This window comes from Planomonospora alba (assembly GCF_039534085.1).
In the GTDB taxonomy this organism is placed as follows: Bacteria; Actinomycetota; Actinomycetes; order Streptosporangiales; family Streptosporangiaceae; genus Planomonospora_B; species Planomonospora_B alba.
The window spans coordinates 1-12,285 of record NZ_BAAAUT010000070.1; the positions used below are offsets into that span (position 1 = coordinate 1).

At 75.9% G+C, this 12,285-nt stretch carries 12 protein-coding genes; 7 read left to right on the top strand and 5 right to left on the bottom strand.

Annotated elements, in window-relative coordinates:
- The first annotated feature begins 105 nt into the window (after positions 1-105).
- Positions 106-1,191, top strand: a complete 1,086-nt coding sequence (locus ABD823_RS29890; protein WP_344865460.1) for an alpha/beta hydrolase — start codon at positions 106-108, stop codon at positions 1,189-1,191.
- Between the two features lie 96 nt (positions 1,192-1,287).
- Here ABD823_RS29890 and ABD823_RS29895 read toward each other — a convergent pair whose 3' ends face one another.
- Positions 1,288-1,719 carry an Lrp/AsnC family transcriptional regulator gene (locus ABD823_RS29895; protein ID WP_344865462.1) on the bottom strand — a complete coding sequence of 144 codons (432 nt, stop codon included), beginning with the start codon at positions 1,717-1,719 and terminating at the stop codon, positions 1,288-1,290.
- Positions 1,720-1,859: 140 nt separating this feature from the next.
- On the opposite strand from ABD823_RS29895, the gene ABD823_RS29900 reads away from it, so the two are divergent.
- Together ABD823_RS29900 and ABD823_RS29905 are read left to right on the top strand one after the other, a co-directional pair.
- Positions 1,860-2,714, top strand: a complete 855-nt coding sequence (locus ABD823_RS29900; RefSeq protein ID WP_344865464.1) for a tryptophan 2,3-dioxygenase — start codon at positions 1,860-1,862, stop codon at positions 2,712-2,714.
- A 76-nt stretch (positions 2,715-2,790) separates the two neighbouring features.
- On the top strand, positions 2,791-3,657 hold the full coding sequence (locus ABD823_RS29905; protein WP_344865466.1) for a dihydrodipicolinate synthase family protein: 867 nt from the start codon (positions 2,791-2,793) through the stop codon (positions 3,655-3,657).
- Between the two features lie 16 nt (positions 3,658-3,673).
- Here the strand turns inward: ABD823_RS29905 and ABD823_RS29910 are convergent, their stop codons facing one another.
- Positions 3,674-4,483 carry an Fpg/Nei family DNA glycosylase gene (locus tag ABD823_RS29910; protein WP_344865468.1) on the bottom strand — a complete coding sequence of 270 codons (810 nt, stop codon included), beginning with the start codon at positions 4,481-4,483 and terminating at the stop codon, positions 3,674-3,676.
- A gap of 9 nt (positions 4,484-4,492) precedes the next feature.
- Positions 4,493-4,900 (bottom strand): ribosomal maturation YjgA family protein, encoded by a 408-nt coding sequence (locus ABD823_RS29915; RefSeq protein ID WP_344865470.1) that lies wholly within the window; start codon positions 4,898-4,900, stop codon positions 4,493-4,495.
- A gap of 317 nt (positions 4,901-5,217) precedes the next feature.
- Here ABD823_RS29915 and ABD823_RS29920 point away from each other — a divergent pair, with 317 nt between their 5' ends.
- Entirely contained in the window at positions 5,218-5,646 is a 429-nt protein-coding gene (locus ABD823_RS29920; protein WP_344865472.1) for an STAS domain-containing protein, read from the top strand.
- A 107-nt stretch (positions 5,647-5,753) separates the two neighbouring features.
- On the opposite strand, the gene ABD823_RS29925 is transcribed toward ABD823_RS29920, so the two are convergent.
- On the bottom strand, positions 5,754-6,923 hold the full coding sequence (locus ABD823_RS29925; RefSeq protein ID WP_344865474.1) for a carboxylate-amine ligase: 1,170 nt from the start codon (positions 6,921-6,923) through the stop codon (positions 5,754-5,756).
- Positions 6,924-7,965: 1,042 nt separating this feature from the next.
- Here ABD823_RS29925 and ABD823_RS29930 point away from each other — a divergent pair.
- Positions 7,966-8,196 carry a hypothetical protein gene (locus ABD823_RS29930; RefSeq protein WP_344865476.1) on the top strand — a complete coding sequence of 77 codons (231 nt, stop codon included), beginning with the start codon at positions 7,966-7,968 and terminating at the stop codon, positions 8,194-8,196.
- 29 nt (positions 8,197-8,225) lie between these two features.
- Here the strand turns inward: ABD823_RS29930 and ABD823_RS29935 are convergent, their stop codons facing one another.
- Positions 8,226-9,368: an FUSC family protein gene (locus ABD823_RS29935; protein WP_344865478.1), complete on the bottom strand. Its 1,143-nt coding sequence runs from the start codon at positions 9,366-9,368 to the stop codon at positions 8,226-8,228.
- Positions 9,369-9,501: 133 nt separating this feature from the next.
- On the opposite strand from ABD823_RS29935, the gene ABD823_RS29940 reads away from it, so the two are divergent.
- Positions 9,502-11,130, top strand: a complete 1,629-nt coding sequence (locus ABD823_RS29940; protein WP_344865480.1) for a RecQ family ATP-dependent DNA helicase — start codon at positions 9,502-9,504, stop codon at positions 11,128-11,130.
- Positions 11,131-11,607: 477 nt separating this feature from the next.
- Positions 11,608-12,078 (top strand): VOC family protein, encoded by a 471-nt coding sequence (locus ABD823_RS29945; protein ID WP_344865482.1) that lies wholly within the window; start codon positions 11,608-11,610, stop codon positions 12,076-12,078.
- Positions 12,079-12,285 lie beyond the last annotated feature (207 nt).

Sequence of the window (12,285 nt, forward strand, 5' to 3'; positions counted from 1 at the left end):
GCCCTGGCCCCGCCGCCCCCCGCGCCGGCGGCCCGGCGCGGGCCGCCGGCCCCTCCGGTGCGGCGGAGGTTCGCGGCCGGGACCGGCGAGGGTGACAATGAGCGGATGACGACCCCTGTCCCGGATGTTCCGGATGTCGTGGTGGTGGCCGGTCCCGGCCTGGTCGCCGATCTCCGCCTGCTCTCCGAGATCGCCGAGCGCGAGTTCGCCGCGCTGGGCGTCCGGGGGAGGATGGCGGCCGCCGCCGGGGCGGCGGAGGTGGAGGCGCTCCTGGCCTCGCCGGAGGTCCCGGTCGTGCTGCCCGGCCCCGATCCCGGGGTGCGGGCCCTCGTGTCCCGCCACCCCCGGGCGGTCTGGCTCGACCTGCACCCGGTAGCGGATCCGGCGGGCCCGGAGCACCTGCACGGGCGCGGGGTCGGGGGGCTGGCGTGGGCGGTCCGGCGCGCGGTGCACCGGCTGCGGTGGCCCGCGCGCCGGGTCGCCTACGGCCCGCACCCCGACCAGTGGGCGGAGGTGCGGCCCGCGCGCGAGGCGGCCGGGCCCGCCCCGGTGGCGGCGGTGCTGCACGGCGGCTACTGGCGGTCCGTCTGGGGCGCCGACCTGATGGACGCGCTCTGCGCCGACCTGGCCGGGCGCGGCCTGGCCGTCTGGAACCTCGAATACCGCCGTCCCGACCGGCACGGCTGGGCCGCGACCACCGAGGACGTGGCAGCCGGGATCGCCCTGGCCGCGGGGGAGGCGTCCGGCCCGCTCGTGGTGATCGGCCACTCGGCGGGCGGGCAGCTCGCCCTGCGCGCGGCGGCCGACGACGACCGGGTCTCCCTCGCGGTCTCCCTCGCCGGGGTGCTCGACCTGGTGGAGGGCGACCGCAGGCGGCTGAGCGCCGGCGCGGTCGCGGCCGCGCTCGGCGGCCCGGCCGAGGAGGCACCCGAGGTCTACGCGCGCTCCAGCCCGCTGGAGCGCCTCCCGCTGAAGGTCCCGCAGCTCGTCGTCCAGGGCGGCGGGGACGATCCCGACCTGGTCGACCTGGGCCGCCGCTACGCCCGGGCCGCCCGCGCGGCGGGCGACGACGTGACCTACCTGGAGATGTCGGGCGACCACTTCGACGTGATCGATCCGGCCTCGCCGATCTGGCGGGCGACCGCCGGGGTGATCGCCGACCGGGTGCGCGGCGGTCCCCGGCGGAGGTGAGGCCGGGGCGGGACCGTACGGGGCCGCGGTGCGCCGGGGGCACGGGGCGGTGGGTGCGGGCCCCGCAGGGGCGGGGAAGGGCGGGCCCGCCCGGGGTCAGGGGGAGAGCGGGCGCCAGGGGACCGGGCTGGAGAGCACCATCATGCTCGACGGATGCCCGTACGGCGCCAGCCGGTCGATCAGCTCCTCGAAGGCCGCCATCGACGAGGCCGCCACCCGCAGCAGGCAGCACGTCTCCCCCGTGACCCGGTGCACCTCGCAGATCTCCGGCCAGGACAGCGCCTGCTCGTCACGGAGCACGCACCGGGGGCCGTAGCACGACATCCTGATCAGCGCCGCCACCGCGCGCCCGGCCCGGGCCGGATCCACGCGGGCGTGGTAGCCGGTGATCACTCCGGACTCCTCCAGCCGGCGCACCCGCTCGGCCACCGCGGGGGCCGACAGGTGCACCCGCCGGGAGAGCTCGCTGTAGGACAGCCGGGCGTCCCGCTGCAGCTCGGCCAGGAGCGCCCAGTCCATCGCGTCCATCGTCACGCTCCGTCATCCGTGAACCGGAAACCGCCTCCGGCCTTCCGATCCAAAGGTAAACCGTCAAATCGCTTTTATCGCAATATTTTCTGAACCGGAGGCCTGGGACAGGATGGAAGGGAGAACGACAAGGGGGAGCAGTGAACAGCACCAAGCAGCGCACCGAGCAGGACCGGGCCGTCCGTGCCGCGGAGAACGGGGGGCTGCCCACACTCGGTTTCGACTCCGTCACGCCGTACGACGAGTACGTCGGGACCGCCGCCCTGCACCGCCTCCAGCGCACCGCGACCGACGCCCCGGAGGAGCTCGCCTTCCTGGTCACCACGCAGGTGATGGAGCTGTACTTCGGGCTGCTGCGCACCGAGTGGCGGCTGGCCCAGCGGCAGCTCGACGAGGACGACGCCGGCGCCGCGCTCGCCACGATCCGGCGCACGGTCCGGCACTTCGAGGCGCTCAACGCCGCCTGGGCCTCGCTCGGCTGGCTCACCCCGGCCCAGTTCAACCGGTTCCGCGACGCGCTCGGCGAGGCGTCCGGCTTCCAGTCGGCCTACTACCGCCACGTGGAGTTCCTGCTCGGGCTCAAGTCCGAGACGCTCATCCGCCCGCACCGCCGCAACCCCGCCGCCTACGAGGAGCTCGTGGAGGCGCTGTCCAGGCCCAGCCTCTACGACTCGGTGCTTGCCTTCCTGGCCCGCAGCGGCTACGCGGTCCCGCGCGAGGTGACGGAGCGCGACTACGCCGCCGAGTACCGTCCCAGCCCGGAGGTGGAGGCCGTCTGGGTCGAGGTCTGCCGCGGGCCGCTGGAGCCGCTGGCCGAGGCGCTCGTCGACCTGGCCGAGAAGTTCTCCGACTGGCGCTACCGCCACCTGATGGCGGTGCGGCGCTCCATGGGTGCCAAACCGGGCTCGGGCGGGTCCAACGGGCTGGCCTGGCTGGAGCGGAGCATGCGCCGGGACGTCTTCCCCGAGCTCTGGAGCGCCCGCACCCTGATGTGACACATCAGCACCACTGAATTCTCGGGCAAGCAAAGCTAACTGGACCTGAACACCCGGGGGCTGCCAGGCTCGGGCCATGACGTTCTCCGGTGTCCACGTCCCGCTGATCACCCCCTTCGCCGCCGACGGCGAGGTCGCCGCCGAGGCGCTGGAGGGCCTGGCGCACGCCGTGCTCGACGGCGGCGCGGCCGGGCTGGTCGCGCTCGGCACCACCGCCGAAGCCTCGGCGCTGACCGGGAAGGAGCGGCGGACGGTCGTCGAGGTGTGCGCCCGGGTCCGCCGGGAGCGGAACGCGACGCTGATCGTCGGGACCGGGTCGGGCGACACCCGGAGCACCGCCGAGGCGCTGCGCGGCCTCGCCGGCGTGGCGGACGCCGCGCTGGTCGCCGTGCCCTCCTTCGTCCGCCCCGGCGAGGAGGGGGTGCTGGCCCACTTCGCCGAGCTGTCCCGGCGCACCCCGGTGCCGCTGATCGTCTACGACATCCCCCACCGGACCGGCCAGGAGGTGGGCGCCGCCACGCTGCGTGCGATCGGCGCACTGCCCATGGTGCGCGGCGTCAAGCACGCGACCGGCGGCGTCGGGGCCGGCACCGTGGCGCTGCTGGCCGATCCGCCCCCGGACTTCGCGGTCCTGGCCGGGGACGACGTGTTCTTCTCCGCGCTGCTCGCGCTGGGCGCCGCCGGCGGCGTCCTCGCCTCCGCCCACCTGCGCACCGCCGACTTCGCCGCCCTCGCCGGGGCCTGGCAGGCGGGGGAGGCCGAGCGGGCCCGCGCGCTCGGCCACCGGCTCTCCGCGCTGGCGGCGGCCCTGTTCGCCGAGCCGAACCCCACGGTCCTCAAGGGCGTGCTCCACGCCCGGGGGGCGATCCCCACCGCCGGCGTGCGGCTGCCGCTCCTGCCGGCCCGCCGGGAGTCGGTCGAGGCCGTGCTGCGGCTGCTCTGAGCGGCCCCGGACGCCGTCAGGCCTGCTGGCAGCCCGGGCAGTAGAAGAGGTTGCGGCCGACCAGCGTCTCGGTGCGGACCTCCGTCCCGCACAGCAGGCACGGCATGCCCGCCCGCCGGTAGACGTAGACCTCGCCGCCGTGGTCGTCGACGCGGGGCGGCCTGCCCATCGCCTCGGGAGTGTGCTCCGGCCGTACCGTGTCGATCCGGCCGGCCCGCACCCCCTCGGCCATCAGGACCACCAGGTCGGCCCAGACGGCCTCCCACCGCTCGCGGGACAGCTCCCGGCCGGGCGTGGCCGGGGCGATGCCCTGCCGGAACAGCACCTCGGCCCGGTAGATGTTGCCCACCCCCGCGACCACCGACTGGTCCATCAGCAGCGCCGCGACGGACGTGCGGCTGCGCGAGATCCGCCGCCAGGCGAGCTCCGGGTCGGCGTCCGCGCGCAGCGGGTCGGGGCCGAGCCGGGCGTGCAGCTCCTTGACGTCGACCGGGTCCAGCAGCTCGCAGGTGTTCGGGCCGCGCAGGTCGGCGTAGGCGTGCGCGCCGGTCAGGCGGAGCCGCACCGCGCCGGTGGGGGCGGGGGCGGGCGCCGGGCCGAAGGCGTACTTGCCGTAGATGCCGAGGTGGACGTGGAGCCAGCGGTCGTCGTCGAAGCCGAGCAGCAGATGCTTGCCGTGCGCGTCGGCCTCCCGGAGCACCCGCCCGTCGATCTGCCGCGCCCCGGCGGCGAACCTGCCCTGCGGGCTGTCGGCGCCGACCTCCCGCCCGGCGAAGAGCCGCCGGTGCTCGGCGGCCAGGCGGTGGATGGTGTGTCCTTCGGGCATGGGCGAAGGTTATCCGGTCGCGAGGGGGGCACCCGCGGGCGTGCGGCGGCGGAGCAGGGCGTGCACCGTCCCGGCCGCCGCGGCCCCGGCGGCGTAGGCCGCGAGGTCGGCCGCGCCGAACGTGCTGCCGAGCACCAGCCTGGCCGCGACGCTCACCTCCGCCAGCGCGGCGGGGACGGGGGTGAGCTGGGCGAGCTCGACCGCCCAGCTGAAGGCCAGCGCTCCGGCCGCGGCCCGCACCGGCGCGACGCGGGGCAGCGCGGTGACGACGAGCGCGTGGACGAGCACGGTGTAGAGGGCGTCGCCGCCGTACTCGGCGAACCAGCCGTCGGCGGCCGCCCGGAGGGTCAGCCCGGCGGCGACGGTCGTGACGGCCGCCAGCGCGGCGGGGAGGCGGGAGCGGAGGGCGTCGGGCACCGCCCCACGATAGCGAGACGCCCGCTCCGGCCGGGGCGGAGGCGGATGCGCGGGGCCGCCACGACGGTCTCCTCCGCTTACACGGCGTGAGAACGGGCATCCGGTCGGTGGACGGAGGGTGCGCGGTTTCCGCGCGGCCGGGTGCGCCGGGGTGTCGGTGATGTGAAAACAGTCTCACCGGACCAGGGTGAACGATATGAGTGACGTTGCAACTACATAGAGTGATATAGAATGGTTTGCGGGTAAACAGACAGGCAACCCCCTCAGCCAGTGCGGCGGAGCCGTCGCCTGCCGCCCGTCCGAGGAGGTCGCCGATCATGGGAAGCCCGCAGACCCGCGAAGCCCTGCAGACCCGCGAAGCGCCGCAGATCAAGCCCGTCGTCGCGGTGAAGCCGCAGGAGTCCCGGCCCGTCGCCGAGCTGAAGTTCGTGATCGGCTCCGGCTCGGAGGAGACCGTCATCACCCTGGCGGGGAGCCTGACCATGTCGACCGCCTACCTGCTCGGGCGCGTGCTGAGCGAGCTGGTGGACCAGGGGCACCGCTTCCTCGTCCTGGACGTGCACGACCTCGACTCCTGCGACGGCGCGGGCTGGACGCTGCTCCTCGGGATCCGCTGGCGCCTGGCCACCGTCTCGGGCCGGCTGAGGCTCGCCGGGCTCCCGCCGCGCCTGATGCGCTCGTGCCGGCAGATGGAGCTGGCCGAGGTGTTCGAACTGGACGGGAAGGTCGCCGAGGCGGCGCGCTGACGGCCCGCGGGGCGGGGGCGCGAGGGGCGGTCCCGCCGCCGCCCCGCCGTGCGGGACCGGCCCGGCGGCCGCGGGTTCCCGGGGAGCCGCCTTCGCGCGGGCCCCGGCTACCGCGTGGGGATCCGGGCGGCGGGCAGGGCGGGTTCGGAGGCGGCCCGGGTCTGCTCGACCAGCAGTCGCGCCACGTCGGGCACGCTGTGCCGCCGCCGGTAGGCGGCGCGCTGGCGGGCCGCCCCCGAGCCGGTGGCGCGCAGCCGGGCCGCGGTCTCCGTCACGAAGGCCAGGTCGCCGCTCTCCTCCAGGGCGGGGCGCGCCCGCTGGAGCAGGGCGCCGACCAGCTTCCAGGCCGGTCGGCGCCGTCCGGAGAGCAGGTCGAAGCCGTTGCCCTCCAGCCCGTCGTGGGCCGCCCGCCAGTAGGCCACGTTCAGCAGCGTCTGGTCGACGGACGGCGGTGGCAGGCCCCTCCTGACGTCGGCGAGGGCGACGGCGCACAGCGCCCTGATCAACGCGGCCAGCATGACGGCCTCGTCGAGGGTCGCGCACGTGTCGGCGCCGCGGAACTCCAGGGTCGGCAGGTGGTGGGAGGGCCTGATGTACCAGTAGACCATCCCCCGGTCCATGATGGCCCCGGTGGCGTACAGGGTGTCGACCAGGGCGTCGTAGTGCTCCGGCGAGGAGAACAGGGGCGGCGGTCCGGCGCTCGGCCAGCGCGTCCACCGCACGACGCGCCAACTGGCGTGCCCGGTGTCCACGCCGTCGGCGATCGGGGAGTTGCTCATCAGGGCCTGGATCACCGGAAGCCAGGGGCGCAGGTGGTTGCTGACCTGGATCGCCTCGCGGCGGTCCGGGATGCCGACGTGCACGTGGCAGCCGCACACGCCCTGGCCCTGCAGGATGCCGCCGTACTGGCGGTACATGCGCTGGTAGCGCGGGGAGGGGCTCAGCGGCGGCGGGCCCGGGGTGCCGAGCAGGGCCGTGCCGGAGGCGGCCAGGCACGCGCCTGCGCCCTCGGCCGCGGCCGCGGCGGCGGCCCGCATCCCGGCCAGGTCGCGCCGGAGCTCCTCCAGGTCGGTGTGGACGAGGCTGTTGGTCTCGATCTGGAACCTCATGAGCTCGGGCTGGATCCGCGCGGCGATCGGGCCCGTGATCCGCCTGCGGACGGCGTCCGCCGCGGGGACGGTCCGCCCGGTCTCGGGGCTGATGATCAGGAACTCCTCCTCCACCCCCACGGTCAGCCCGCGCGGGACGGGAGGGGGGCTTGCGGCGGAGGGCTTCATCCCGGGGACCGCCCGGCTCCGGAGGAGCGCTCCGGCCGCCGATCGAAAAAATCTGGCATGAATTTCATATATCTGTTTTATCCATATAAATCGATAAAGGTGCGAATCTCCCATTCCCTGATCCAATCCGGGGAAACGCCCGGAACGCGATTGATGCCTCTTGCCGCTGCTCAGGGCGTGCGGCGGCGACTTCTGTGATCCTTCTGTAATCGCTTACCCGGGCTCCGTGTTTTCCGGCAGGCTGGAACGGATCACCTGCGACACGGGAGGCGAGATGCACGGTGACCACGGACCCACCCCCAGGTCCGTACGGCACGGCCGCGTGCCCTACGGGCAGGACCCGCTCCAGCCCTCCGCCCCGGCCGACCCCGACCCCCGCGGCGGCCCGGCGACCGTCCCCCGCTTCCCCGGCAGGAACACGCGCTCCCGGTCGAGGATCCCCCGCGGCGGCCCCGCCCGGCCCGTGCTGATCGGCGCGTTCATCCTCCTGGCCGCCGCCGTGGGCTGGGCCGCCGCGTGGTCGGGCGGGGCCGGACCGTCCGGCGGCGCGGGCTCCGGGACCCCCGCTCCTCCGGCGGCGCAGGACGCGCCGGACGCCTCCCGGGACACGGGCGACGCGCCCGCCTCCGCCGTGCCCTCCCGTACGGCGCCGCCCACGGCCGGGGATCCGCCGGCGGGTCCGGCGGAGACCGGAAGGACGGCCGCTCCCACGGCGGGCACGGGGACCGGCCCCCGTACGGGTCCGGAGACCGCCGCCACCCGGGTGCCGGCCCCGCCTCCCCGGGTGGTCCCGCGGCCGGACGGGCCCGCCTGGGAGGAGCGTCCCGGCCCGCGCACGGCGGCGACCGCCCGCGGAGACGACGCGGGCCCGGGCGGGTCCGTCCGGCCGCGCGCGGCTGCGCCGGGTCCCAGGGGGCGGCCGGTGCGCCCGGCCGTACGCGGTGACGGCGCGCGGCCCCGGGACGGGGCAGGGACCTTCACCGGGCCCTCTGCCGGGTCCTCCACCGCGCCCTCCGCCGAGCCCCCCGCGGGGACGTCCGCCGTGCCTCCCGCAGTGCCCTCCACCGTGCCTCCCGCCGTGCCTCCCGCCGTGCCTCCCGCCGGGTCCGTGCCCGGGACCGGCGGGTGGCCGGGCGGTCCGCCCTACGGCGCCGACGCCTCCGACCACCCGCTGGGCGGCGCCCACGTCTGCAGGCGCCTGCCGCCGGACGACCGGCGCGCCAACTGCGTGCGTGCCTGGGAGAACTTCGAACGGGTCGCGAAGCTGCCGTGACAGGGTGGCCCGGAGGGCCCCGCACAGGCTCACCCGGCCGCGCCTCCCCCCGCGCCCCCGTCCGTGCCCCCGATCGGCGGACCGGGCGGGCGCCCGGAGGGCGGGCCGGCGGGCGGGGGCAGCGCGGCGGCGGCGGTCTCCCCGTCGGCGCCCGTCGCCTCGAGCAGGTCGACGACGATGGAGCGCACCTGGGCGATCACGGCGTCGGTGGACAGCCCCGAGCGGCCGGCGGGCGCCTCGGCCAGCAGGGCCGCCGCCCTCAGGACCGCGGCCGCGGTCCCGTCGGGCCGCCGCCCGGCCGCGAGCTCGTCCCGGAAGAGCAGCGCGGCGGCCGCGAGATCCCGCAGCGCCCGGGGCAGGCGGGACGGCGGGACCTCCTGCTGCTGCATGGCGACGACGGCCCGCCGGCAGAGCACGCGGATGTTCCGGAGCGCGTGGTCCAGCGGCGTGAGGGCGGTCTCGTACCGCAGGAAGCGCTGACGCCGCCGGCGGCGCAGCGGCGAGACGGTGGTGATCTCCTTGCCCGTCTCCAGGGCCTCGCCGAAGGCGTCCATCGTGCTCTGGGCGTCCCTGGCCCGCCGCAGCGCGGCCATGGCCGGCTCCGGATCACCCTTCTCCACGGCCTCCGCGGCCCCGCCGAGCGCGGCGGCCAGCGTCTCCAGCACGGCGGCGGCGTGCCGGTGGACGATGGCCGCCGGGCTGGCGGGCAGCAGGGCCATGGCGGCGATGCCCAGCACACCGCCGATCAGCGCGTCGATCATGCGGTCCAGCCCGCCGGTGCCGCTGGGCGGCAGCAGGGTGGCGACCAGGACCGCCGACGACCCCGCCTGCAGCACGATCAGCGTGCCGCTGTCCAGGAACACCGCGGTGCCCATCGCCAGGGCGACGACGAGGGCGATCTGCCAGCTCCCCGAGCCGATCCGGGCGATCAGCAGATCGCCGACGCCGACGCCGAGACTCACCCCGGCGACCAGCTCCACCAGCCGGCGCAGGCGCTGGCCGACGGCGACGCCGATGCAGACCACCACGGCGATCGGCGCGAAGAAGGGCCGGGCGTGGCCGAACACGTCCTTGGCCACGGTCCACGCGAGCGCGGAGGCCACGGCGCACTGGACGATGGACGGAGCCATGAACGCCAGCCGCCGCAGCCGGCCGCGCAGGTCGAGATGCACGTCTTCCTCCCTTCCCGGTGTGGGTCGCCGTATCCGGAGGGCGCCTTCCCGCGCGTACCGCGCCGCCCGGTGGGTAGCCGGTGTCCGGGCGGGCGGTGCGGACCACCTGCCGGCCGGCACAGGGGGGGACGACATGGGGAACGGCACGGGGACGCGGGTGGAACGGCTGCGCGGGGTGGCGCGCGAGGTCTTCGGGTGGACGGACCTGCGGCCGGGGCAGCTGGAGGCCATGGACCACCTGCTGGGGGGCGGGGACGCGCTGGTGGTCCTGCCGACCGGCAGCGGCAAGTCGGCCGTCTACCAGGTGCCCGCCCTGCTGCTCGACGGACCGACCGTGGTGGTCTCGCCGCTGATCGCCCTCCAGCGCGACCAGGTCGCCGGCCTGGAGGAGGCCGAGGCGGGCGGGGCGGTCGCGGTCAACTCCGCGGAGCCCGGCGGATCCCCGCTGGAGGAGGTCCGGGCGGGCCAGGCCGAGTTCGTCTTCCTGGCCCCCGAGCAGCTCGCCAAACCCGAGACGGTGGACCGGCTGCGGGCCGCCCGGCCCTCACTGGTCGCCATCGACGAGGCGCACTGCGTCTCGGCCTGGGGACACGACTTCCGTCCCGACTACCTGCGGCTCGGGCGGGTGATCGAGCGGCTCGGCCACCCGCCGGTGGTGGCGCTGACCGCCACCGCCACCCCGGCCGTCCGCGAGGAGATCGCCGCCTCGCTGGGCCTGCGGGACGTCCTGCACGTGGTGCGGGGGTTCGACCGGCCCAATCTCGGACTGGAGGTCCGCCGCTTCGTCACCGACGAGGAACTGCGGCGGGCGGTGGTGGAGGACGCCGCCTCCCGCCCCGGCCTCGGACTGGTCTACGTCGCCACCCGGCGCGCCGCCGAGGAGTACGCCGCGGCGCTGCGGGAGGCCGGCCGCCGGGCCGAGGCGTACCACGCCGGGCTGCGGGCGGCCGACCGGCACCGCGTCCACGAGCTGTTCCGCGACGGCGGGCTGGACGTGGTGGCGGCGACCTCCGCCTTCGGCATGGGCATCGACAAGCCCGACGTGCGGTTCGTGCTGCACGCCGCCCCGCCGGACTCGCCGGACTCCTACTACCAGGAGATCGGCCGGGCCGGGCGGGACGGGGAGCCCGCCGACGCCGTGCTGTTCTACCGGCCGGAGGACCTGGGGCTGCGCCGGTTCTTCGCCGCGGGGCGGCCCGACGAGGAGCTGCTGCTGCGGGTCGCGACGCTGGTCTGCGAGCACGGCGGCGCCGTACCGGTCCGCGAGCTGCGCGAGGTGCTCGGCGTCAGCGCCACCCGCCTGACCCGGGTGGTGAACCTGCTGGAGCGCGCGGGCGCCGTCGAGCCCGCCGGACGGGGCGGGCTGCGCCGGGCCGACGGCGGCCCCGAGCCGGCGCGCGCCGTGGAGCTGGCCGTGGGGCTGGAGGAGACCCGCCGCCGCGTCGACGAGTCGCGCATCGAGATGATGCGCGGCTACGCCGAGACCACCGGGTGCCGCCGCCGGTTCCTGCTGGAGTACTTCGGCGAGCCGTACGAGCGGACCTGCGGCCGCTGCGACACCTGCCGGGCCGGGGAGGCGGAGGCGCCGGAGGTCGCCGGAGGCCCCTTCGCCATGCACGCCCGGGTACGGCACAGCGCCTGGGGCCCCGGCACGGTGATGAGCAGGGAGAACGACCGGGTCACCGTCCTGTTCGAGGAGGTCGGCTACAAGACGCTCTCCCTGGAGGCCGTCGAGCGCGACAACCTCCTGGTGCCCGGCTGACCCGCCTCTCAGGACCCCTGACCGGGAACCGCGCGGCCGCTCATCTGCCAAGCGGCCCGTTATGCGGCCGACCAGGCACCACATGAGATGGACGTCTTGCTGGACGGTGGTGTCTCCGCCGGATGCCAACCCTGTCGTAAACGGGGCGGGCGCGCCGTCCATGCCGACGTGGGCATGATGCGGCCGCTCGATCCGGATCCTTGACGGGACCGCGCCCGGCACGATAGAAAACTATCTGGTTATAAAATCGAAAGGTGATGAAGATGGCCGCCGCCGTTCCCGGCGCGGCCTTCGCCGGGCCGGCCGACCCGGCGGGTGGCCCCGGCCCGGCCGAGGCAGGGCGAGGCTGCGGTGACCACCGCGGTGCGCCACCCCCTCGCCGGGGATCCGCGACGGCCCGCTCCGTACCTCCGTGGAACGCGGCGCGGGCGAGGCGTACGACCGTCTCGCCGAGACGACCCCGAAAGGCGAACCGCAATGACCGACACCCGGCCCCGGCCCACGCAGAACGAGATCCCGGCCGACGTCGCAGACGTCCCGGCCGACCCCGCCGCGCCGCCCGTCCGCCCCGGCATGTTCCTCCTCGAACTCGTCCCGGTGCCCGTCACGGACATCGACAGGGCCAAGGCCTTCTACGCCGACCGGCTCGGCTTCCACGTGGACGTCGACGTGCGGCCCGCGGACGGGGTCCGCATCGTCCAGCTCACCCCGCCCGGCTCGGCCTGCTCGATCGCCCTGACCGAGGGCGTCGGGTCCCTCGACATGCCAGCGGGAACGCTGCGCGGACTGCACCTGGTGGTGAGCGACATCGAGAAGGCCCGCGCCGAACTCATCGAGCGCGGTGCGGAGGTGGAGCCGATCGAGGACCTGGGCGGTGTCCACTACGCCCGCTTCGCCGACCCGGACGGCAACACCTGGACCCTCCAGTACATGCCCTGGCGTGTCTGAGGAGTCGTCTCCGGTCTGACACCGAGGATGAGAGAAGCGGCCGTCGAGACGGCGGAGGGTTTTCCGGCGGGACTGCGGCCGACCGGGATCCGACAGTAGGACATGGGCCCCGGCCGCCGTCTCGCTCCGCCGTCCACGCGCGGGCCGACGAGAGGCCGTGCTCTCGGGCCGGTCGCCGGCGTGCGAGGGCGGATCCGCCGGGCCGCA

Bases quoted from the DNA above. Each gene is read 5' to 3' on its own strand.
- ABD823_RS29890 (WP_344865460.1), top strand. From the start codon at position 106: ATGACGACCCCTGTCCCGGATGTTCCGGATGTCGTGGTGGTGGCCGGT.
- ABD823_RS29895 (WP_344865462.1), bottom strand. From the start codon at position 1,719: ATGGACGCGATGGACTGGGCGCTCCTGGCCGAGCTGCAGCGGGACGCC.
- ABD823_RS29905 (WP_344865466.1), top strand. From the start codon at position 2,791: ATGACGTTCTCCGGTGTCCACGTCCCGCTGATCACCCCCTTCGCCGCC.
- ABD823_RS29910 (WP_344865468.1), bottom strand. From the start codon at position 4,483: ATGCCCGAAGGACACACCATCCACCGCCTGGCCGCCGAGCACCGGCGG.
- ABD823_RS29920 (WP_344865472.1), top strand. From the start codon at position 5,218: ATGGGAAGCCCGCAGACCCGCGAAGCCCTGCAGACCCGCGAAGCGCCG.
- ABD823_RS29925 (WP_344865474.1), bottom strand. From the start codon at position 6,923: ATGAAGCCCTCCGCCGCAAGCCCCCCTCCCGTCCCGCGCGGGCTGACC.
- ABD823_RS29940 (WP_344865480.1), top strand. From the start codon at position 9,502: ATGGGGAACGGCACGGGGACGCGGGTGGAACGGCTGCGCGGGGTGGCG.
- ABD823_RS29945 (WP_344865482.1), top strand. From the start codon at position 11,608: ATGACCGACACCCGGCCCCGGCCCACGCAGAACGAGATCCCGGCCGAC.